The 21301-nt window shown below is 54.0% G+C and carries 20 protein-coding genes and 1 riboswitch; of the genes, 7 read left to right on the top strand and 13 right to left on the bottom strand.

Going from position 1 to position 21301, the window contains the following annotated elements; translation table 11 throughout:
- Nucleotides 1–33 precede the first annotated feature (33 nt).
- From ACMGGQ_RS13580 to ACMGGQ_RS13570, 3 genes are all read right to left on the bottom strand, one after another.
- Entirely contained in the window at nucleotides 34–1500 is a 1467-nt protein-coding gene (locus tag ACMGGQ_RS13580) for a pyridoxal phosphate-dependent decarboxylase family protein (protein WP_045908652.1), read from the bottom strand.
- Nucleotides 1501–1518: 18 nt separating this feature from the next.
- Nucleotides 1519–2895 carry a diaminobutyrate--2-oxoglutarate transaminase gene (locus ACMGGQ_RS13575; protein WP_420290168.1) on the bottom strand — a complete coding sequence of 459 codons (1377 nt, stop codon included), beginning with the start codon at nucleotides 2893–2895 and terminating at the stop codon, nucleotides 1519–1521.
- A 332-nt stretch (nucleotides 2896–3227) separates the two neighbouring features.
- Complete coding sequence (locus ACMGGQ_RS13570) at nucleotides 3228–4235, bottom strand: LacI family DNA-binding transcriptional regulator (RefSeq protein ID WP_420290167.1); 1008 nt, start codon at nucleotides 4233–4235, stop codon at nucleotides 3228–3230.
- A 238-nt stretch (nucleotides 4236–4473) separates the two neighbouring features.
- On the opposite strand from ACMGGQ_RS13570, the gene ACMGGQ_RS13565 reads away from it, so the two are divergent.
- Both ACMGGQ_RS13565 and ACMGGQ_RS13560 read left to right on the top strand, forming a co-directional pair.
- Entirely contained in the window at nucleotides 4474–5715 is a 1242-nt protein-coding gene (locus tag ACMGGQ_RS13565) for an MFS transporter (protein ID WP_420290166.1), read from the top strand.
- A 15-nt stretch (nucleotides 5716–5730) separates the two neighbouring features.
- Nucleotides 5731–7164: a glycoside hydrolase family 32 protein gene (locus ACMGGQ_RS13560; RefSeq protein WP_420290165.1), complete on the top strand. Its 1434-nt coding sequence runs from the start codon at nucleotides 5731–5733 to the stop codon at nucleotides 7162–7164.
- Between the two features lie 84 nt (nucleotides 7165–7248).
- Here the strand turns inward: ACMGGQ_RS13560 and ACMGGQ_RS13555 are convergent, their stop codons facing one another.
- The 5 genes from ACMGGQ_RS13555 to ACMGGQ_RS13535 all read right to left on the bottom strand — a co-directional run bounded on the left by ACMGGQ_RS13555 (nucleotide 7249) and on the right by ACMGGQ_RS13535 (nucleotide 10793).
- Nucleotides 7249–7710: a hypothetical protein gene (locus ACMGGQ_RS13555; protein ID WP_420290164.1), complete on the bottom strand. Its 462-nt coding sequence runs from the start codon at nucleotides 7708–7710 to the stop codon at nucleotides 7249–7251.
- 213 nt (nucleotides 7711–7923) lie between these two features.
- Entirely contained in the window at nucleotides 7924–8931 is a 1008-nt protein-coding gene (locus ACMGGQ_RS13550) for a YadA C-terminal domain-containing protein (RefSeq protein WP_420290163.1), read from the bottom strand.
- Between the two features lie 588 nt (nucleotides 8932–9519).
- Nucleotides 9520–10005 carry an Hcp family type VI secretion system effector gene (locus ACMGGQ_RS13545; protein WP_045908646.1) on the bottom strand — a complete coding sequence of 162 codons (486 nt, stop codon included), beginning with the start codon at nucleotides 10003–10005 and terminating at the stop codon, nucleotides 9520–9522.
- An 18-nt stretch (nucleotides 10006–10023) separates the two neighbouring features.
- Nucleotides 10024–10350 carry a DUF1493 family protein gene (locus ACMGGQ_RS13540; RefSeq protein ID WP_025913229.1) on the bottom strand — a complete coding sequence of 109 codons (327 nt, stop codon included), beginning with the start codon at nucleotides 10348–10350 and terminating at the stop codon, nucleotides 10024–10026.
- Nucleotides 10344–10793 carry an STM2901 family protein gene (locus tag ACMGGQ_RS13535; RefSeq protein ID WP_420290162.1) on the bottom strand — a complete coding sequence of 150 codons (450 nt, stop codon included), beginning with the start codon at nucleotides 10791–10793 and terminating at the stop codon, nucleotides 10344–10346. The genes ACMGGQ_RS13540 and ACMGGQ_RS13535 overlap by 7 nt, the downstream gene beginning before the upstream one ends.
- A gap of 343 nt (nucleotides 10794–11136) precedes the next feature.
- Nucleotides 11137–11233, top strand: a riboswitch (TPP riboswitch).
- Between the two features lie 35 nt (nucleotides 11234–11268).
- Here ACMGGQ_RS13535 and thiM point away from each other — a divergent pair.
- Genes thiM through ACMGGQ_RS13520 form a run of 3 tightly spaced genes read left to right on the top strand, consistent with a single transcriptional unit; the run spans nucleotide 11269 to nucleotide 13625 of the window.
- Nucleotides 11269–12039: a hydroxyethylthiazole kinase gene (gene thiM, locus ACMGGQ_RS13530; RefSeq protein WP_229226133.1), complete on the top strand. Its 771-nt coding sequence runs from the start codon at nucleotides 11269–11271 to the stop codon at nucleotides 12037–12039.
- Nucleotides 12036–12836: a bifunctional hydroxymethylpyrimidine kinase/phosphomethylpyrimidine kinase gene (gene thiD / locus ACMGGQ_RS13525; protein WP_048028285.1), complete on the top strand. Its 801-nt coding sequence runs from the start codon at nucleotides 12036–12038 to the stop codon at nucleotides 12834–12836. The genes thiM and thiD overlap by 4 nt, the downstream gene beginning before the upstream one ends.
- A 42-nt stretch (nucleotides 12837–12878) precedes the next feature.
- On the top strand, nucleotides 12879–13625 hold the full coding sequence (locus ACMGGQ_RS13520; RefSeq protein WP_420290161.1) for a GntR family transcriptional regulator: 747 nt from the start codon (nucleotides 12879–12881) through the stop codon (nucleotides 13623–13625).
- Here ACMGGQ_RS13520 and ACMGGQ_RS13515 read toward each other — a convergent pair.
- Genes ACMGGQ_RS13515 through ACMGGQ_RS13505 form a run of 3 tightly spaced genes read right to left on the bottom strand, consistent with a single transcriptional unit; the run spans nucleotide 13599 to nucleotide 16827 of the window.
- Nucleotides 13599–14552 carry a PfkB family carbohydrate kinase gene (locus ACMGGQ_RS13515; protein WP_325819104.1) on the bottom strand — a complete coding sequence of 318 codons (954 nt, stop codon included), beginning with the start codon at nucleotides 14550–14552 and terminating at the stop codon, nucleotides 13599–13601. The two genes, ACMGGQ_RS13520 and ACMGGQ_RS13515, sit on opposite strands and share 27 nt — an antisense overlap.
- The gene (locus ACMGGQ_RS13510; protein WP_420290160.1) at nucleotides 14549–15553 is read right to left on the bottom strand and encodes an ADP-ribosylglycohydrolase family protein; all 1005 of its coding nucleotides are present in this window, start codon (nucleotides 15551–15553) and stop codon (nucleotides 14549–14551) included. The genes ACMGGQ_RS13515 and ACMGGQ_RS13510 overlap by 4 nt, the downstream gene beginning before the upstream one ends.
- Nucleotides 15550–16827 carry a nucleoside permease gene (locus ACMGGQ_RS13505; RefSeq protein WP_045908640.1) on the bottom strand — a complete coding sequence of 426 codons (1278 nt, stop codon included), beginning with the start codon at nucleotides 16825–16827 and terminating at the stop codon, nucleotides 15550–15552. The genes ACMGGQ_RS13510 and ACMGGQ_RS13505 overlap by 4 nt, the downstream gene beginning before the upstream one ends.
- A gap of 250 nt (nucleotides 16828–17077) precedes the next feature.
- Between ACMGGQ_RS13505 and fbaB the strand changes: the two genes are divergently transcribed.
- On the top strand, nucleotides 17078–18130 hold the full coding sequence (fbaB, locus tag ACMGGQ_RS13500) for a class I fructose-bisphosphate aldolase (protein WP_008500869.1): 1053 nt from the start codon (nucleotides 17078–17080) through the stop codon (nucleotides 18128–18130).
- Nucleotides 18131–18183: 53 nt separating this feature from the next.
- Here fbaB and yegS read toward each other — a convergent pair whose 3' ends face one another.
- The gene (yegS, locus tag ACMGGQ_RS13495) at nucleotides 18184–19083 is read right to left on the bottom strand and encodes a lipid kinase YegS (RefSeq protein ID WP_045908639.1); all 900 of its coding nucleotides are present in this window, start codon (nucleotides 19081–19083) and stop codon (nucleotides 18184–18186) included.
- 141 nt (nucleotides 19084–19224) lie between these two features.
- Here yegS and ACMGGQ_RS13490 point away from each other — a divergent pair, with 141 nt between their 5' ends.
- Nucleotides 19225–19725 (top strand): DUF523 domain-containing protein, encoded by a 501-nt coding sequence (locus ACMGGQ_RS13490; protein ID WP_420290159.1) that lies wholly within the window; start codon nucleotides 19225–19227, stop codon nucleotides 19723–19725.
- 161 nt (nucleotides 19726–19886) lie between these two features.
- Here ACMGGQ_RS13490 and yegQ read toward each other — a convergent pair whose 3' ends face one another.
- Entirely contained in the window at nucleotides 19887–21248 is a 1362-nt protein-coding gene (gene yegQ / locus ACMGGQ_RS13485; protein WP_008500866.1) for a tRNA 5-hydroxyuridine modification protein YegQ, read from the bottom strand.
- Nucleotides 21249–21301: the final 53 nt, after the last annotated feature.

The following is a 21301-nucleotide window of genomic DNA, read 5'->3' as shown; positions in this document are numbered from 1 at the left end:
TAACCCCTCTCCCGGCGGAAGAGGGGTTTTGTATTACTTAGCCAGAACTTCCTGCGCGGTACGTTCAACCAGAGACAGCAGGATTTTAATATCTTCCAGCGTCACGGTTGGGTTCAGCAGCGTCAGCTTCAGGCAGGTCACGCCGTTATGCTCGGTCACACCGACGTTTGCACGGCCGGATTCCAGCAGTGCGTCACCAATTTTCTGGTTCAGCAGGGCGATACCTGCTTCATCCGTCTGCACCTGTCCGCGGAAGCGGAACAGCACGCTTGCCAGCTGCGGCTGCATAACCAGTTCCAGCGCAGGCTGCGATTTCACGTAGGCCGCAACCTGCTGTGCCAGGGTCACGCCGTGATCGATGATCGCCGCGTATTGCTCCTGACCCAGCGCTTCCAGGCTCATCCACAGCTTCAGTGCGTCGAAACGACGGGTGGTCTGCAGAGATTTGGAGACCAGGTTAGGCACGCCTGCTTCTTCGTCGAACTCAGAGTTCAGGTAAGCCGCCTGGTAGCGCATCAGCTCATAGTGGCGCGCTTCTTTCAGCAGGAACGCGCCGCAGCTGATGGTCTGGAAGAACTGCTTGTGGAAGTCCAGGGTTACGGAATCCACCAGCTCAATGCCGTCCAGGTAGTGACGATACTGCTCAGACATCAGCAGCGCGCCGCCCCAGGCTGCATCAACGTGTACCCAGATGTTCTGCTTCGCCGCCAGCTCTGCAATCGCACGCAGCGGGTCGATAGCACCGGCATCGGTGGTACCTGCCGTCGCGACGATCGCCAGAATCTGCTCGCCGTTCGCATTGCACTGCTCAATTTTCGCCGCCAGATCGGTCAGATCCATGCGGGAGAATTCGTCCGTTTTCACCTGCACCACGGACTGGTAGCCCAGGCCCATCAGCGCCATGTTTTTCTGCACGGAGAAGTGCGCGTTTTCGGAGCACAGTACGCGGATCTTACGCAGATCGCCCACCAGGCCGTCCTGCTGAACGGAGTGACCCTGACGCGCAAAGAACGCATCGCGCGCCAGCATCAGGCCCATCAGGTTGCTCTGGGTTCCGCCGCTGGTGAAGACACCGGCGTCGCCAGCCTGATAACCCACGCGGGTACGCAGCCACTCGATCAGTTTGATCTCAATGATGGTTGCGGACGGGCTTTGATCCCAGGAGTCCATACTCTGGTTAGTGGCGTTGATCAGCACTTCCGCCGCCTGGCTTACGACCAGGCTTGGGCAGTGCAGGTGCGCCACACACTGCGGGTGATGAACGGACAGGCTGTCTTTCAGGAAGAACTCGACGGCGCGTTCAATCGCCGCTTCGTTGCCCAGCCCTTTCGGGTTGAAATCCAGCTTAATACGGTCGCGCAGTTCCGCGACCGTTTTGCCCTGGTACATCTCAGGCTGTTTCAGCCACTGCATCACAGCCTGAGTGCTTTGTTCAATCGCCTGCTGGTAAGCTTCAATGCTCTGCGCAGAGGAGAACAAAATTGGGTTTGAATCAGACATCGTAATCAACAACTCCGGTTACGCCGGGCGAACGCCCGCAGCAAGCAGTGCCTGCTCGAATTTATCCAGGAAGATCTTCAGCTCTTCATCGCTGATCAGCAGAGAAGGCAGCAGACGCAGAACGATACCGTTACGACCACCGCGCTCCAGAATCAGACCGGCTTCGAAGCACTTCTTCTGAATCAGTGCAGACAGCTCGCCGTCGCCTGGGAAGCAGCCCATGTGGTCAGCGGCTTCGTGTGGCTTAACGATCTCAATACCGATCATCATGCCCAGACCGCGCACGTGGCCGATGATCGGATAACGTTTCGCCATCTCTTTCAGCTGGCCTTTCAGCCATTCGCCCTGTGCAGCCACTTTGCCTGCGATGTTCTGATCTTTCAGGATTTTCAGCGTCGTCAGACCGGTGGCCATCGCCAGCTGGTTGCCGCGGAAGGTACCGGTGTGATGACCTGGCGCCCACGCATCGAACTGTTTTTTGATACCGAGCACGGCCAGCGGCAGACCGCCACCGACGGCTTTAGACATCACGATGATGTCTGGCTCAATGCCAGCGTGTTCGAAGGCGAAGAATTTACCGGTACGGGCAAAGCCAGCCTGAACTTCGTCGAGGATCAGCAGAATGCCGTGTTCCTGAGTGACTTTACGGATGCGCTGCAGCCACTCAGCCGGAGCCGGGTTCACGCCGCCTTCGCCCTGAACCGCTTCCAGGATCACCGCAGCAGGCTTACGCACGCCACTTTCAACGTCGTTGATCAGGTTATCGAAGTAGTACGTCAGCGCTTTCACGCCCGCTTCACCACCGATACCCAGCGGGCAGCGGTATTCGTGCGGGTAAGGCATGAACTGGACTTCTGGCATCATACCGTCAACCGCTTCTTTCGGAGACAGGTTGCCGGTCACGGACAGTGCGCCGTGGGTCATGCCGTGGTAACCACCAGAGAAGCTGATGATACCGCTACGGCCGGTCACTTTTTTCGCCAGCTTCAGCGCCGCTTCAACGGCGTCAGCACCGGATGGACCGGTGAACTGCAGGCAGTACTCTTTGCCCTGACCAGGCAGCAGAGAGAGCAGGTATTCGGAAAACGCGTCTTTCAGAGGCGTCGTCAGATCCAGAGTATGTAACGGCAAGCCGCTGGTAATGACATTTTGGATGCTTTTCAGCACATCAGGATGGTTATGGCCAAGCGCAAGGGTCCCTGCGCCTGCTAAACAGTCAAGGTATTCTTTATTATCTGCATCGGTGATCCACACGCCTTCTGCTTTAGTGATGGCTAAAGGCAGTTTGCGCGGATAACTCCTGACGTTAGATTCAAACTCGGCCTGACGGGCCAGATAGGTTTCGTTGCTTTTGTGGGCATCTACGGTGTCAATACGGACTTTATCCGTCATCATATCACTCCTACAACCGCCGCTTCGTTATGAGCCACGATTGAATAAAAAGTTAAAAAACAGATGGGGCCTGAAAAAAACGCCGCCAATATAGAGCCTTTTGCCACGGGGCTCAATGGTTAATTTGTTTACTGTTTTGTGACACGGGGCTGTAACGAGGAAATATCCCCATTTTTAAAATGAAAATTGCATTTTATGCCAAATAAAAACAGCGCGTTACAGGCCGTTTACCCGGTGTGTAAAGTCACAGAAAAGAGTGTGACAAATCGTGCCATCGAACGGCATAAAAGGAGGGTGACGCTTCCTGTTTCTGCGTCCTGGGCAAAAAACGGCGGTTACGTTGCATGCACAACGGAATCACGCGGTAAAAAAGGACTTTCTACGCGCGTGGTTTCCTGATGTTCTTCACCGTTAATAATATGCAGGGCGCTCAGGCGACCAATTTCATAGTGCGGCAGTTGAACCGTCGAGAGAGGCGGCAGGAACAACTCCCCAATGCCCACCATATTGTCATAGCCGATAACGGCAACATCTTCCGGTATGCGAAGTCCTTGCGCCAGTAGCGTCTGATAGACCATAAACGCGATACGATCGTTGCCGCAGATAACCGCGTCGAACCGGGGAGTGCCATTCTGCATGTGCGCCAGCAATACTGACGGAATGTCACGATAGTGCTCATCGCCGAGTGCCATATAGCTGTGCGCCAGGCCGTCCGGATCGAGCCCCGCTTCACGGCATGCACGTTCCAGCCCCTGACGACGTCGGGTTGTGGCCAGATGCCCCTCAGGCAAATGCAGGCAGAGAGGGCGTCGATAACCCTCCGCGAGTAACGCCCGCACGGCGGTATATTGCCCCTGTTCATCATCGGGAATATAGCTGGCGACCTTTTCGCCGTCACTTTCGCAGTTAGCCAGCACGCAGGGAAGGGTGAGTAATTTGGCCGGGAGAGGAACCTGACGTAACCCCATGGTGGTGTAGATAATTCCGTCAGGCCGATGAGAAAGGAGAAGGTCGACAATGGCGTCCGGGTTGTCATCGGTAAACATATTCATCACGAAGCTGTTCCAGCCGTGCATTCTGGCCGTCTCTTCAATCGACAGCGTGATCTCCACCGAGAAAGGCGTCGTCACCGTATCGAGCGCCAGTACGCCTATGGTTTTCGGCGAGGCATGCGCGCCGCGAATTTTCTTGGCGGACAGATCGGGCACGTAGCTGGTTTGCTCGATAGCCCGCTGAACGCGCGCCAGCGTTTCCGGCTTAAGGCGCTCCGGGCTGTTCAGCGCACGGGAGACCGTCATCAGCGATACGTTAGCCAGCTTTGCGACGTCCTTCAGGGAAGCCATTTTCTTACTCCGTTAATGCTCTGTGTGAAAGGGTATACAACTAAGTCGCTGATGTAAAAGGAAGGCTGATGCACAGGCCAGGTCAGGCTTACCTCAGTGATGAATATTTGATCGCGATCTCACTCTCTTAATGTTAACGTTAACTTTCGTGATTAACATCTTAAATTTTTACCAAACAGCATGAGAAAGGATAAATGTTAACGTTACCATTGCGTCATTACTCCAACATGAGAATGTCATGATGAAAACGCATCACTCTCACAGCTACCCTTTATTAAGCGCACTACTCTTTTTCTTTTTTGTCACATGGTCATCTTCCGGCTCGTTGCTCTCTATCTGGCTCCATCAGGAGGTGGGGTTAAAGGCAGGGGATACGGGAGTCATCTATGCCGTGCTGTCCGTCTCCGCGCTGTGCGCGCAAATCTGCTACGGCTTCATTCAGGACAAGCTCGGCCTGCGAAAAAAACTGCTCTGGTTTCTGACCTGTCTGCTCATTCTTTCCGGTCCGGCCTTCCTGCTGTTTGGTTATCTGCTGCAAATTAACGTGTTACTCGGCAGTATTTTCGGCGGGGTTTATATCGGGCTGACGTTTAACGGCGGAATAGGGGTCCTGGAGTCCTATACCGAGCGCGTGGCCCGCCAGAGCCAGTTTGAGTTTGGCAAGGCGAGGATGTGGGGATCGCTGGGCTGGGCAGTGGCAACCTTTTTTGCAGGACTCCTGTTCAACATTAATCCGAAGCTGAACTTCGCGGTGGCGAGCTGCGCCGGGCTGGTGTTTTTTGTGTTGCTGGCACGCCTCCGGGTCTCTTCCGCGCCGCACGCCATGCAGGAGGCGGTATCCGGCGGTAAGGTCACGCTGGAGGATGCATTGCGCCTGCTGACGCTGCCGCGCTTCTGGGCGCTGGTATTTTTTGTTATCGGCACCTGTATTTATGGCGTCTACGACCAGCAGTTCCCGGTCTATTTCTCCTCACAGTTCCCGACGCTGCAGGAAGGAAACGCCATGTATGGCTATCTCAACTCCTTCCAGGTTTTCCTGGAGGCGGCGGGCATGTTTTGCGCCCCGTGGCTGGTGAATCGCCTCGGTGCGAAAAACGGCCTGATTTTCGCCGGAATGGTGATGGCGATGCGTATGGTGGCATCGGGTCTGGTTGAGGGGCCGGTATTGATCTCCATTACCAAGCTATTGCACGCGGTTGAGCTGCCCGTTTTGCTGGTCTCCATCTTCAAATACAACAGCCTGCATTTTGATAAGCGACTCTCTTCCACCCTCTATCTGGTGGGCTTTGCCTGTACAAGCTCGGTGATTGCCTCGGTGCTGTCGCCGCTGGCAGGTTACAGCTATGAGAAATACGGCTTTGCCCAGTCCTATCTCATCATGGGGCTACTGGTCTTCAGCACCACGTTTATCTCCATCTTCCTGTTGCGCTCGGGTAAGTCCTCTTCTGACCCGCTCATGCCGCAACCTTCCACCATCTGATCAAAGAGTAGAGAAATGACGTATTCCATTACGAAAGCAGAACAGGAAATTCAGTCCAGACGCGAAGGGCTCAACCTGCGCTGGTATCCCCGTTACCACCTCGCTGCGCGTGCTGGCTGGATGAACGACCCGAATGGCCTGGTCTGGTTTGACGGCTGGTATCACGCCTTTTATCAACATCATCCCTATTCGACCCAATGGGGTCCGATGCACTGGGGCCATGCGCGCAGCAAAGATTTAGTTCACTGGGAGCACCTCCCGGTTGCGCTGGCACCGGAAGGACCAGACGACAAGGACGGCTGTTTTTCTGGCTCAGCCGTGGTGGATGGCGACACGCTGGCGCTGATCTACACCGGCCACAAATTCCACGGCGATCCCGGCGATGAGGCTAATCTCTACCAGGTTCAGTGCCTGGCAACCAGCCGTGACGGCATCCACTTTGTGCGGCACGGGACCGTCATTGACACACCGCCTGGACTGCACCACTTCCGCGATCCGAAAGTATGGCGTGAAGGGGAGTGGTGGTACATGGTCGTTGGCGCGCGAGAGGGTGATACGGGCCAGGTGCGTGCGTACCGGTCTGCGGATCTGCGCGAGTGGCAGGACAGGGGCGTGCTCGCGGTGGCTGAAAAAGAGATGGGTTATATGTGGGAATGCCCGGACTTCTTCACTCTCGGTGGGAAACGCGTGCTGATGTTTTCGCCTCAGGGACTCACCGCAGACGGATTTAAACATCGCAATCTTTTCCAGAGCGGCTATCTGGTAGGTGAATGGCAGCCAGGTCAGCCCTTTGTGCGTGAAGGTGAATTTGTGGAGATGGATTACGGGCATGATTTCTATGCGCCGCAAAGTTTCCTGACGCCGGATGGCCGACGCATCGTCATCGGCTGGCTGGACATGTGGGAATCCCCGCTGCCGGAACAGGAGGATGGCTGGGCGGGCATGCTTTCTTTACCGCGCGAGCTGACGCTGAGTGCGGATAACCATCTGCAAATGCGGCCGGCCAGAGAAGTTGAAACCCTGCGCGGGGCGTGGTTCCCCTGGCCGATAAGTACGCTTAATAACCAGCAGATGACGCTGGTGGAACACTGCGATGCGATGGAGGTCATTCTGCAATGGGATTGCGCGAACAGCAGCGCGGAGCAATACGGCATTCGTCTCGGCGACGGGCTACGCCTCTATGTTGATACCCAGATGCAGCGCCTGGTGCTGGAGCGACACTATCCAGAGTATGGCCTGTGCGGTACCCGAAGCGTCGCGCTTAACCTGAACGGCGCGCTCAGCCTACGCCTGTTCTTTGACTGCTCTTCCGTGGAGGTGTTTGTTAACGAGGGGGAAGCGTGCCTCAGCAGCCGTATCTATCCGGATACCGGCTGCCGCGAGCTGGCGTTATTTGCCTGGACGGGAGGAGCGTCGCTTATTCATGGCGGGGCGTGGCAGTTAGAGTAAATGTGTATTTAGTCACGAGCTAAAATAAAGCCCCATACAAATGGGGCTATGTAAATTTTATGAGGTGGGAGCGTAATGCTAAGATCACATTTTTGATAATTGTGCGTTTACAACTCTCTCTTTTTCGACAACCAGCTGCATTATATAGCTACCCTTGTGCCATGCCCCCTTATTTGGCTTCCAGCCTTTCGAAAGCAGATATTCAGCAGCATCAGAGATTGGCTTATTCATAACGTGATCCGCTTCACCTGAAAACTGTTTAACATCGCTGCTTGCTTTGGCAAGCTTGCTATCACAACGACCCGCAGCATCCATCACCTGAGTGCAGCCTTCAGGAAGGTGCCTGTGCGCTGACTGTGCAAGTTGAGCAGCATTCTCCAAAGCCTGTTTTTCAGCAGCAGCGTTAATGGCTGTAGTGCGGTTTTGCTCTGCAATATAACAAGCATCTTTACTCACTCCTTTGATTTGACAATCCGCCATCCGTTGAGCGGGTGAGGAACACGCAGCAAGAGATAATATAGCCGCTACCATCATTAACTTTTTCATTATTGCCTCAGTAATTACAATTATAAATATAGGTGCCTAACATCAAGCCGATCCATATCCCTAATAAAATAAAAGTGAGATACAAAACAGCGGAGATAAAAATGTACTTTGTCATTTTCTTTGCGAGCAGCAATGTATTGAGTTATAGCCAGCTGATTAAAACGCATGGGCGAGTTTTTTAGCTCACTGGCATTTTATTTTAATACTCTAGCATCACCATCCGTAAGATGCGGACGCCGCAACAATTTCATCACCGTTGGATGTACCTGATGTAGAGAGGGTAGCGGCTACATTCTCAGCGAACTTATGACGGTAGCCGATCGCATAACCTTGCGCATCTTTGAAGTTGGCAGCACCGACGGCAACCGCGTTATCTGTATCAACGTAATGCAAACCAGCAAGAGAAGCGGCGCCAGCGATACCAGCACGATATTCCTTGCGATCCTCATTCTGCTGATTCTCCAGAGAAGAGAACTTAGCGTTATTTTGACTCTCTAATGCAGTAATACGTGATTCATGATTCGCTAATTGTGCGCTGTGATTCTGAATCGTCGCTTCCTGTGTTTGCTGGCGTGACTGAACCTTAGCAACAGCAGCTTTATTCGCTGCGGCTACCGTTTGTGCATCTACAGCTAAAGATTGCGCATAAGTGCCCGTATTAAATGCCTGAGTCGCTTTGTCAGAGGCATCCTGAAGGGCTTGATCTTGTCTATTCTGATCGGCGTTGAAAATGCTTTTATCTACCTTACTTGCCAGCGCTTGTGTATTAGCATCTGCTTTGTTGTTCGCATTAATGGCGGTGATTTCGGCATGATCAGCAGCGGCTTTAGCGCCAGTAGCATCAGTAAGCGCTGTATCAGCTTTTGCACCAGCAAGCACAGCATCAGATTCAGCTTTATCTACTCTCGTGTTTGTATCAATGATTGCTTGTCCGTTAGTCATAACGCCTTGTAAAGCTGCGTCAGCTTTATCAGTTGCGCTTTTAATTGCATCATCACGCAATAAATTTTCATCTCGCATGTTGATAATATCAGTGCGATTTGTACCAATATCAACACGATTTGCCTCTTCACGATCTGCATTTTGTTGATTGATTTGGGTTTGAGTCCAGCCCAAAGAATCTACAACATCATCAGTGCTGATCGTTGCCGCGAATGTTGCACCAGAAAACACAATACCAAATACAAAAACAGCGGTAGCTGATGTATTTAAACATTTCATATTAAAGCTCTCATCATCAATACAAGAAAAAATTAGGGCGCTATCCTGGCGGGAAGATACAACGTCTTGTTATATCTGTATTAATTCACGATTAACGTTGAAAATTTAAGTTTGATAACTTATTTCGTAACGTGCAGCAACTATCTATGAATGTGTAATTATGATTATTGATCTAAATCATAAATCGCATTAATAGCTAATTTAGTTCGTTGTAATAGAAAAGGTATTACCTGTTAAATATCAATGATATAAGTTTTTAGTTGGTTTGATTTTATGATGTGTATGAAATAAAAACTCATTAATATTTTTTAAGTTTCTTGGCGGGGAAAGATGAAAAATAGGCGGAATAGTTAATGTCAGTTAATGGATTTCTCTCTCTGTTTTATTATTGAATCCTTCTTTAGTTTTGAATGAAAGCAATGCTGAGCCTAACAGTAATCCTGCAGTTTTTTGCTAGAAATATTGTTGTTGAAAACTCAAGCGAAATGTATCTGGATATAAATTTATATGACTTAGTAACAGAATTGTTATACAAAATGGAGAGTCTGAAGGAGGGGCAGGGTAGCCCCATGTTTAAAGCTTTTTTTGCTATGCTTGTTTCTTTTCGTTCCACGCATCGGAATGCAAGATATTGCCATCTTTATAAAGGTGAGTGATTTTCTCGTAGGCTAAAGAAATATCTTCCATATGGCCTGTACCCGTAGCCGTTCGGGTATCGTGCATCACAGGGCTAAAGCTAACTACTTTCACACGTTCTAATGTAATGGTGTAGTAAATTTCCTCTTGCCCGCTGTAGTTGATACGATAGAAATTAAACTCAGCGCTTTTAAGAGTCTGCCCCGTTGCAACAGCTTTAAACAGATAGGGTGATGAACTGTCAATCTCTTTAGTGAAGTTGAATGAGCAATGTTGTCGGCTTCCTGTCACTTTACCTGTTAAATTGTCTGTAGGAATGATCACGCTATGCTGTAAGCTACGTAGTTCTATGCTTCCATCACGTCCATGAACGTCACAAGATCCCATGATCTGAGATCCACCATCATCTTTTAAAATCAAATGTACTGGTACAGCCATTTTTAACGCTCCTTGCTGTTAGTCGTATAACCATCTTCCTGCTTTAGCCGATTCTGCAAACATCCTTACAGTAAGAGGTTTTGAGATTTGCTTTACTGGTTTATCAGTAAACCATCTTCTAAAGAACCACGTTCTAAACCACGGATAATATTTCTGATAATTCATTGCTGACATGTCAATATTAAAAAAACTGTCGTATTTATTAATGCAATAAATTAAATCATCATCGTCTGCATAATCTTGAAGAATATCATCAAGCTCTAACGGTATCAGCTTTCCTGTGAATGTACCTGACACAGGTAACTCTTTACGGAATAGCTCTAAAACTTCCTGATCTGTTACCATATGCGATCTTTCTCGTGTGCGATGGTGTTGTAGTCACGAACGGTTTTATAAACGATTTGACTAATATCGCTCGCTACTATAGCCCAACCAACAACAGGTAATCCACGCCCCACAAAAGCGCCCAGGTTAGTAACATATTTAGGCTTAAGTGTTGTTATGCTCGCTTCTGTAAGAGTTGGAAGTCTTACAGGTAATTCAGTGTTAAGAAGTTGGCGAAGGTATTTTGATGCTATTGACGTACCCGCTATGGTTCCGTAAGGTTTACCTCTTGTTTTTAATAATGGCAGACCCAGAATAATACAGCTCATTGAAATAACATCTTTAATTCCGCCAAATTGATCATTAACTCTATCCAGTAAAATCCAAAAAAATAACTCTCCTGCAGTGATATTGCATACGCCACGATAGAAATATGTTCCATTTAATTCTTCTACTGTATCCATCAGTAACCCTTTAGTTTCAGGCAACATGTTTATTAATCGTACTGCGTGCAAGTGCAAAGGGGAAGCTGTTTTTATGAAAAAGCACTTAAAATCAAAGTGCTGTTGGCTAAATAATTCATTAGCTACTGCTCAATACCATCTCTTACAATGTTAATTATTTCTTTTCTGGGAAGGACCTTTTAGTTGTTTAACTAAAAAGACAGTGTGTAATAGAATGTCGTTGTTCTTTTTGAGCACTCGAAGTCTTTCGCTCCTGCCTTGAGTGAAGAATCATTATCCGAAAGAGTGGGCTTGCTTGAGCCAGCAACTTCCCCTAATCTGGCAAAAAGTAAGCTAATGCTTACCAAATGACTCGGGGTGCCCTTCTTTGTGAAGGCTGAGAAATACCCGTATTACCTGATCTGGATAATGCCAGCGTAGGGAAGTCAGATGCCTTCCCGGTCATCGCTTCTTCACGCAAGGCAGGAGCGAACCCATGCAGCCTGACCTGCTCGATTTACACGTTTTACACCACTTCCGAACCCGTTCTCCACTGACCCATTGTATGACTAACGATGTCGTACAGACCTTTACGGCCAACGTTTTGCTGGCGCTTGGCGCATCCCCGGCGATGGTGATCGAGGCCGAAGAGGCCGAGCAGTTTGCCGCGATAGCCGATGCGCTGCTGGTTAACGTTGGCACGCTGACCGCGCCGCGCGCCCAGTCGATGCGTCGGGCAATTGAAAGCGCGATGGCGGCAGGCAAGCCCTGGACGCTGGACCCGGTTGCCGTGGGCGCCCTGGCGTTCCGCACCCGGTTTTGCCATCAAATTCTTGCCCTGAAACCGGCGGCCATTCGCGGCAATGCCTCTGAAATCCTTGCTCTTGCCGGGATGAGCGCCGGCGGGCGCGGCGTCGATACGACCGATACCGCCGCCAGCGCTGTGCCTGCAGCCCAGGCGCTGGCCCGGCAGATCAATACGATTGTGGTGGTCACCGGCGAGGTGGACTACATCACGGACGGGCAACGTACCCGAACGGTTACCGGCGGTGACCCGCTGATGACGCGCGTGGTGGGCACCGGGTGCGCGCTTTCTGCCGTTGTGGCGGCGAGCTGCTCGCTGCCGGGTGACCGGCTGGATAACATCGCTGCCGCCTGCGGATGGATGAAACGAGCCGGAACGGTCGCCGTTGCGCAGTCGCGTGGCCCAGGCAGTTTTGCCAGCGCGTTTCTGGATGCGCTCTACACGCTGGAGGAGCAGGCATGAAGCGAATTAACGCCCTGACCATTGCCGGCACCGATCCCAGCGGCGGCGCGGGTATCCAGGCAGACCTGAAAACCTTCTCAGCCCTTGGCGCGTACGGCTGCTCGGTCATCACCGCGCTGGTGGCGCAAAACACGCGCGGCGTGCAGTCTGTCTACCGTATCGAGCCGGATTTTGTTGCCGCGCAGCTGGATTCAGTGTTCAGCGACGTGCGCATCGATACCACCAAAATCGGCATGCTGGCCGAAACGGATATCGTTGAAGCGGTGGCCGAGCGGCTTAAACGCTATCAGGTACAAAACGTGGTGCTGGATACGGTGATGCTGGCGAAAAGCGGCGATCCGCTGCTCTCCGCCTCTGCCGTGGAAACGCTGCGCAAAAAGCTACTGCCACAGGTGGCGCTCATCACGCCCAATCTGCCGGAAGCCGCCGCGCTGTTGGGCACATCGCACGCGCAAACGGAACGCGAGATGAAAGCGCAGGGGAACGCGCTGCTGGCGATGGGCTGCGGGGCAGTGCTGATGAAGGGCGGGCATCTGGATGACGCGGAAAGCCCGGACTGGCTCTTCACCCGGGACGGCGAAGTGCGTTTTACCGCGCCGCGCGTGCAGACCAAAAATACCCACGGCACGGGCTGTACGCTCTCGGCCGCGCTGGCGGCGCTGCGTCCCCGGCATGAAGGCTGGGCCGAAACGGTGCGCGAAGCGAAAGCCTGGCTCTCGGCGGCGCTGGCAAAAGCCGATACTCTGGAAGTCGGTCACGGTATTGGGCCGGTTCATCATTTTCATGCATGGTGGTAAGCCAGTATACTGGCAGGAAACACCACGCCTGAGAAAACAGAGATGGAACAAGCGCATACCCGGTTAATCGCTCAACTGAATGAACGGATCGCCGCGCCCGATAACACGCCGCTGTACCTGAAGTTTGCCGAAACGGTAAAAAATGCGGTGCGCAGCGGGGTGCTGGAGCACGGGAATATTTTGCCCGGCGAGCGCGATCTGAGCCAGTTGACCGGGGTGTCGCGCATTACCGTGCGCAAAGCGATGCAGGCGCTGGAGGAAGAGGGCGTGGTGACGCGCGCCCGAGGCTACGGGACGCAAATCAACAATATCTTCGAATATTCGCTGAAAGAGGCCCGCGGCTTCTCACAGCAGGTGGTGCTGCGCGGCCAAACGCCAAATACGCTCTGGGTTAACAAGCGGGTGGTGAAATGCCCGGAAGAGGTGGCGAACCATCTGTCGATCTCCCCGGACAGCGAGGTCTTTTTGCTCAAGCGCATTCGCTATGTGGATGACGATGCGGTGTCGATTGAAGAGTCCTGGGTCCCGGTCGGGTTAATTCCCGACCCGGATGCGATTGGTATTTCTCTCTACGACTACTTCCGCAGCCAGAATATCTTCCCGCAGCGCACCCGCTCAAGGGTGAGCGCCCGCTTGCCGGACAGCGAGTTTCAGGCGCACATTAAGATGGATGAAAAAATACCGGTGCTGGTGATCAAGCAGGTCGCGCTTGACCAGCAGCACCGGCCGATTGAGTACAGCATCAGCTACTGTCGCAGCGACCTATACGTCTTTGTGTGCGAGGAGTAATTCCTCGCGAGTTGGTGCACAATCGCCGCCGCGTTGGCTGACCACCCGGGACGCCACGGCATTACCTAGCAGAACCGCGTCCGCCAGCGACCATCCTCCCGCCAGTCCGGCAAGCGTGCCGCCCGCGTGGCTGTCGCCTGCGCCAATGGTGTCCACGACCGTCGCCGGGAACGCCGGAACAACGCCCGAACTCCCGGCGTCATACCAGGCCGCTCCGTCTTTATCGTGGCGCACAATCAGGGCGGCCCCGAAACGCTGCTGCCACTCTGCACCCAGGTTTTCAGCCACGACATCCAGCCGCCCGGCTGCGATCTCCGCTTCCTGACGATTAAGGGACACGATTGGCCTGCAGGCCATAATTCGCGCCATCAGCGCGTCGGGGATATCCGCAATACGGGGGCCGAAATCGATGAATGCCGTCACCTCCTGCAACCCCTCCAGCCAGCGTGTCAGCAGTTCACCGCACGGTGAGGCCAACTGATAGCCGGACAAATACACCAGGCTGTTTTGCGGGACGTGAAGCGCATCCAGCCAGCGCTGCTGCCACTGGTTTTCCACGCCGCTAAAGGACATAAAGGTGCGTTCGCCGTCAGGCTCAACCAGCGCCAGGCACCAGCCGTTATCGCCTGTCTCGGCCTCCACAGCGCTGTGCAGATCCTGCTTCGCCATGGCGTTGCGGATAATATCCGCCCACACGCCGTGCCCGACGGGCAGAGCGTTTTGCGCCGTAATGCCGAGCCGCTTCAGGGCAATGGCGATATTCAGCGCGCAGCCGCCAATATTCACGCCCTGCTGCTTAAGTTCGATATCGCACCCGCGCCAGGGCAGGGCGTAGGCGTCGGCGATGACGTCAATCACCGCTGCGCCCAGCACCGTCACCGGGCGCGTGGCGTGCAGATTTTCGAGACGTTGGGCAAATGCATTCATACGCCCTCCCTTTGCTCCCTGAAGTGCAGCAGTTTCTCGCAATAATGGCCGAAGTTGAGCTGGTTGACGGCATCGAGTTCGGCTTTGAGCGCCGGGTCAATCGCCTGCACACCGTGGAGCGCACCGCAGATGGCCGTCGCCATGGCGCCAATGGTGTCAGTATCACCGCCCAGATTGGCACATAAAATGGCGCAGCGGTTCGGGTCGGTTTCCGCCAGTTCCACCATCGCAATGGCCGCCGGAACGGACTCAATGGTGCTGGTGCCCGCGCCAATCAGCTGATAAACCTGCTCGCTGGCGGAATCAATACCGTTGGCTTCCCGCACGGTCTTATGCGCCAGCTCAATACGCGCCGCCAGTGACGCGCTGAAGGTGGTGGTTTTCATCTCCTGCGCATAGCGGGCGATCCCCGGCAGGGCATCAACGATGTTCTGCCAGCTTTCGCCGTCGATAGCGCGGGAAACCGCCCAGGCAATCACCACCGCGCCGGCAATGGCGAGGTCCGATTTATGGGTCGGGCTGGAGGCCAGCGCCACCTGTTCAACAAAGTGTTCCAGCCGCGTCGCCGGGAGCAGGCAGCCCAGCGGGGAGGCGCGCATCGCCGCCCCGTTCGTCACGCCGTTGTTTTCCAGTTCGCTGACCGGCTTCCCGTCACGAATCGCATTAAGCGCGATTTTTGAGGTCGGGCCGAGCACATTCTTGTTGAACGCGTCGAAATCGAGCGCCCAGTTCAGGATATGCTTGCCGATAACGTCTGCGTTAATCGCCCCGTCGCACTCAATGATCGCATCGGCGAGGCACAGCGCCATTGAGGTATCGTCGGTGAACTCTGCCTGCCTGAAATAGCAAGCCGCGTTATTTTCTGCCGGGCCGGGTAAAAAGCGGTCGATCCAGCCGAAGTGCGCTTTGACGCGCTTTCTCGGCCACAGCTCCGACGGCATGCCCATCGCATCCCCTAACGCCTGCCCGTAAAGGGCACCGAGAACACGTTCTTGTTTCATTTAACTTCCCCTTGTGTCAGCGCGGTATCGCCATCAACCACCTCAATAGCAGTGATCTCTTTGTCCGATTCGCGGAAAAACAGCATAAACAGCACGGCAATCACGGCAATCATGATTGCGCCAAATGCCCACATTCCGGCCCAGTTGAAGGTCAGCCCATTCACCGGCTCTTTATATGCGAACATTTTTTCCATCATCACGCCGCCCAGGCGGTAACCCAGCAGGCTACCAAAGCCCTGGCAGCACAGCGTAATCAGGCCTTGCGCGGCGGTACGCATGTGCACCGGCGCTTTTTTATCCACGTAGATGTACGCGGTAACGTAGTAGAAGTCGTAGCTCACGCCGTGCAGCAGAATGCCGAGGAACAGCAGGGCGTAGGTGAAGTACTGTTCCGCACCGCCGTAAACGAAGAACCCGTAGCGGATGGCGGCCGTGATCAGACCCAGCAGTAAGACCTTCTTAATACCAAAGCGTTTGGTAAAGAACGGCAGCGCCAGCATAAAGAAGATTTCAGAGAACTGGCCGAGCGTCATCCAGCCGGTGGCGTTTTTCATTCCCACTTCGGTGAGATAGCCGTTGGCGAAGATGTAATAGAAGGCCAGTGGCATGGCGAACAGAAACGAGCAGAAGAAGAACACGAGGAAGTTTTTGTCGCGCAGCAGGATCAGCGCGTCCAGCCCCAGCATTACTTTGAAGTCCAGCTTGCCGGTACTTTTCGGCGGCGTGTTCGGCAGGAAGAGGGCAAACACGCCGAGCAGGGCGGAGCTGGCTGCCGTCATCAGCAGAGGAATATTGGTATCGGAAATATCGCTATAGCCCAGCATCTGCGGCAGGAAGCCGCACGCCAGCCCGGAGGCGATCCAGCCGATAGTGCCCATTACGCGGATACGCGGGAAATCGGCCTCGACGTCATCCACGTTCGCGAAGGCAATACTGTTGGTCAGCGCGATGGTGGGCATATAGGTCAGGGAGTAAACCAGCAGCAGCGGGAAGAAGGTGCTGAACTGGGTTTGTTGTGCGGCGAAGTACATCAAAATCGCGCCGGCAAACATCAGCACCGCCAGTACTTTCTGCGCGGCGAAGAAGCGGTCCGTCAGCGATCCGACCAGAATTGGGGAGAGGATTGCGGCAATGGCGGTACAGGCATAAGACCAGCCGATTTCCCCGGCGGTAAAACCGCTTTTGCTCAGCCACAGCCACAGCGGCACAAACCACGCGCCCCAGATAAACCATTCAACAAACATCATGAATGACAGTTGGACTTTCGTTTTCATTTTTTAATCCTGCATGTCAGAGAGGGTACGCCTTTAACATACCATTATATAATACCTTTTAAATACCTTTGTGGCGATTGTTTGATCAATGTAACAGTTTTGTTGTACACGAATCGAGCCAGCAGATTGTGCTGAAAAAAAATGCAAAAGGTGGAAAATCTGTTAAGTCGGTACCAGGCTTAGTCTGCCCATAAATAATGGGACTGGATAAACACACACCGACACGACGTCGGACTTACGGGAGTATCACATGACTGATATTGCGCAGTTGCTTGGCAAAGACGCCGACAGCCTTTTACAGCATCGTTGTATGACCATTCCAGCCGACCAGCTCTATCTGCCGGGTCATGACTACGTCGACCGCGTGATGGTCGATAACAACCGTCCGCCTGCGGTTCTGCGAAACATGCAGACGCTCTACAACACCGGGCGGCTCGGTGGCACCGGATATCTCTCCATTCTGCCGGTAGACCAGGGCGTTGAGCACTCGGCGGGCGCCTCCTTCGCGGCGAATCCGCTCTATTTCGATCCGAAGAACATTGTTGAGCTGGCGATTGAAGCGGGCTGTAACTGCGTGGCCTCCACCTACGGCGTGCTGGCCTCCGTCTCGCGTCGCTATGCCCACCGCATTCCGTTCCTCGTGAAGCTGAACCACAATGAAACCCTGAGCTACCCCACCGAATATGACCAGACGCTCTACGCCAGCGTCGAGCAGGCGTTCAATATGGGGGCGGTTGCCGTTGGGGCGACGATTTACTTTGGCTCTGAACAGTCCCGTCGTCAGATTGAAGAGATCTCTGCGGCGTTTGAGCGCGCGCACGAGCTGGGTATGGTGACCGTGCTGTGGGCGTACCTGCGTAACTCGGCGTTCAAAAAAGACGGCGTGGATTACCACGTGTCGGCCGATCTTACCGGCCAGGCGAACCATCTGGCGGCGACCATTGGCGCAGACATCGTGAAGCAGAAAATGGCCGAGAATAACGGCGGCTATAAGGCGGTGAACTTTGGTTACACCGATGACCGCGTTTACAGCAAGCTGACCAGCGATAACCCGATCGATCTGGTGCGCTACCAGCTGGCGAACTGCTATATGGGACGTGCTGGGCTGATTAACTCCGGCGGCGCGGCGGGCGGCGATACTGACCTGTCAGACGCGGTGCGTACGGCGGTTATTAACAAACGCGCGGGCGGCATGGGGCTGATCCTGGGTCGTAAGGCGTTTAAGAAATCGATGGCCGACGGCGTGAAGCTGATCAATGCGGTGCAGGACGTCTATCTGGACAGCAAAGTCACGATTGCCTGACCTGAGGGCGAAGTGTTGGCCGGGTAAGGCGTAGCCGCCACCCGGCAATACCATCAGCGCAAAAGCACACAGTCCGGCGGCAACCGACACTGCAGCGCGCCGGGCAACACCTCAATGCGGAACTGTGTTCCGCTTAGCGGCTCTCCGTCGAGGTTAAACGTCATCCCGTGCGGGGCATTGACCTCAAACCATGCGGATTTCCCATCAATGATATTCGGACTCTCTTCCGGCTGCGTCAGCGTGGTAAACAGCGCGGGCAGCAGGCCATCGCCCGTGAAAATCCGCAGCTGTAGCTGACCGTCATTGATCAGCGCCTCCGGGCACAGCTGCTGGCCGCCGCCAGCCTGTCGACCATTGCCAATGCCAATGACCAGCGCGTCACCCTGCCACTGAAAATCCTCGCCGCGAATTTCGCAGCGGTCAGGCTTGAGGGTATCCATGCGCATCAGACCGTGGATCAGATACGACACGCCGCCCAGCGCCGCCTTCAGCTTTTCCGGCGTTTCGCTGGTGATGCGCGTGCCGAACCCGCCGGTGGCCATATTGATAAAGCAGGTTTTGTCATTCACCTGCGCAATATCAACCGCGGTGGCTTTACCGAGGATCGCCAGCTGGAGCGCTTTTTCTAACGCCTCCGGGATCCCGGCGCTGGTGGCAAAGTCATTGGCGGTGCCGAGCGGTAAAATACCCATCACCGGGCGGTTTGCCGGGGGCAGGTCGATCAGTGCTGACGCGATTTCATTGATGGTGCCATCGCCGCCGCCTGAAATGATGGTGTTGACGCCAAGCCCGAGGGCTTCATTGATATAGCGTGCCGCGTCGCCTTTTTCCCAGGTTACCCTGACGTGGATCCGCGCGCCGTCGTCACGCAAATCCTGAATTGCCTGACGCAGGAGATCGTTGCCCGCACTTTTGCCATTGAGAATCAATAAACTGTCTGGATAGGTTGCCATCCGCGCTGCTCCCTTTTTTAGCGTTAGTAAGAGTGTATAGCAGAGAGAAAAAAAGCGGGTAAGAACAGGATGAAAGGAACAAAATAAGCCCGAAAGCGCGTTACACTCCAGCGATGATATGAATGTAATCACAGGAAAGTGATGATGAATAAAATTTTGGTAAGCGCGTGCCTGATGGGCTTCAGGGTTCGTTATAACGGAAGTGAAAAAGCGAGAATGAACGCGCAACTCGCTCGCTGGCAACAGGAACAACGTCTGGTTATCCACTGCCCTGAACTGGCTGCCGGGCTGTCTGTACCGCGTCCTCCGGCAGAGATTATGTCTGCTGATGGCAAAGACGTAATGCGCGGGCAAGCCAGAATTATTGAAAATACCGGGCAGGACGTGACCGCACATTATCAGCTTGCAGCCTGGCTTGCGCTACGCGCTGCTCAGGAGTCGGGGTGTAGCGCTGCATTATTAACCGATGGCAGCCCAACGTGCGGCAGTGAGTTTATTTATGACGGATCGTTTCGCGGCATACATCAAGCGGGGAAGGGGGTTGCGGCATCGTTGCTCGCAGAGCATGGGATCGCCGTGTTCTCAGAGAAGCAAATCGACGAACTCATTGCCTGGATTGAGGAGAGAGAAGGCAAAAAATAAGCCCGCGTAAGGGAGATTACGCAGGCTAAGGAGGTGGTTCCTGGTACAGCTAGCATTTATGGGTTATGTTTTTCAGCGGGGGGATAATACCCGTATTGAACGAAGCGGTATGTGATCCGATTCTAAGAATTATCCCAGCGCGAAAAAATTTCCCTGATTGACTATTTGCCGTGTGGGTTACGGGTGCTTTCACCGTTGAAGTTACGCATCAGCAGCGCGAACTTCAGCTCCACCTCTTCCGGAACCGGCAGCCAGACGGTATGCCCGTCACCCGGCGCCACCTCAATCGCTTCGCCTTTGCCATTTTCCAGATGCTCCAGCGTGAAGTTCATGTTGCCCTGCGGGGTCATCAGCTCCAGGCTGTCGCCTTTGGTGAACTTGTTTTTCACCGCGACGGCCGCCAGCGCGCCTTTACGCTCGCCGGTGAAGTCACCGACAAACTGCTGGCGCTCGGAAACGGAGTAGCCGTGCTCGTAGTTCTGGTAGTCGTCGTGGGTATGACGGCGCAGGAAGCCTTCGGTATAGCCGCGATGCGCCAGGCCTTCCAGAGTTTCCAGCAGGCTGGTATCGAACGGTTTACCGGCGGCCGCATCGTCGATGGCTTTGCGGTATACCTGCGCGGTACGCGCGCAGTAGTAATAGGATTTGGTGCGGCCTTCAATCTTCAGGGAGTGCACGCCCATCTGGGTCAGGCGCTCGACGTGGGCGATGGCGCGCAGATCTTTCGAGTTCATGATGTAGGTGCCGTGCTCGTCTTCAAAGGCTGTCATGTACTCGCCCGGACGTTTGGCTTCTTCAATCATAAACACGCTGTCGGTTGGCGCGCCGATGCCCAGCGTCGGCTCAACATTGGTCACCGGGATCGGCTCATGCTTGTGGACGATGTTGCCGATGTCATCCTCTTTGCCTTCCTGAACGTTATATTCCCAGCGGCAGGCGTTGGTGCAGGTGCCCTGGTTCGGGTCACGCTTGTTGATATAGCCAGAAAGCAGGCAGCGACCGGAGTAGGCCATGCACAGCGCGCCGTGAACGAAGATTTCGATTTCCATATCCGGCACCTGGGTGCGGATCTCTTCGATCTCTTCCAGCGAAAGCTCGCGAGACAGGATGACGCGGGTCAGCCCCATCTGCTTCCAGAACTTCACCGTTGCCCAGTTGACGGCGTTAGCCTGTACGGAGAGGTGGATATCCATCTCCGGGAAGTTCTCCCGAACCAGCATGATTAAACCCGGGTCCGACATGATCAGCGCGTCCGGCCCCATATCTACCACCGGCTTAAGGTCACGGATGAACGTTTTCAGCTTGGCGTTGTGCGGCGCGATGTTGACCACCACGTAGAATTTTTTACCCAGAGCGTGCGCCTCGTTGATGCCGAGCTGCAGGTTCTCGTGGTTGAATTCGTTGTTACGCACGCGCAGCGAGTAGCGCGGCTGGCCCGCATACACGGCGTCGGCGCCATAGGCGAAAGCGTAACGCATATTTTGCAGCGTTCCCGCCGGGGAAAGGAGTTCCGGTTTAAACATGTTTGTTCTCGTTCTGATGACAGGTCAGATCCGCGTGCACCAGGTGCAGCGGT

This window comes from Enterobacter sp. BNK-13, from assembly GCF_048685015.1.
In the GTDB taxonomy this organism is placed as follows: Bacteria; Pseudomonadota; Gammaproteobacteria; order Enterobacterales; family Enterobacteriaceae; genus Enterobacter; species Enterobacter quasiroggenkampii.
This window is presented reverse-complemented; position numbering and strand designations above follow the sequence as displayed.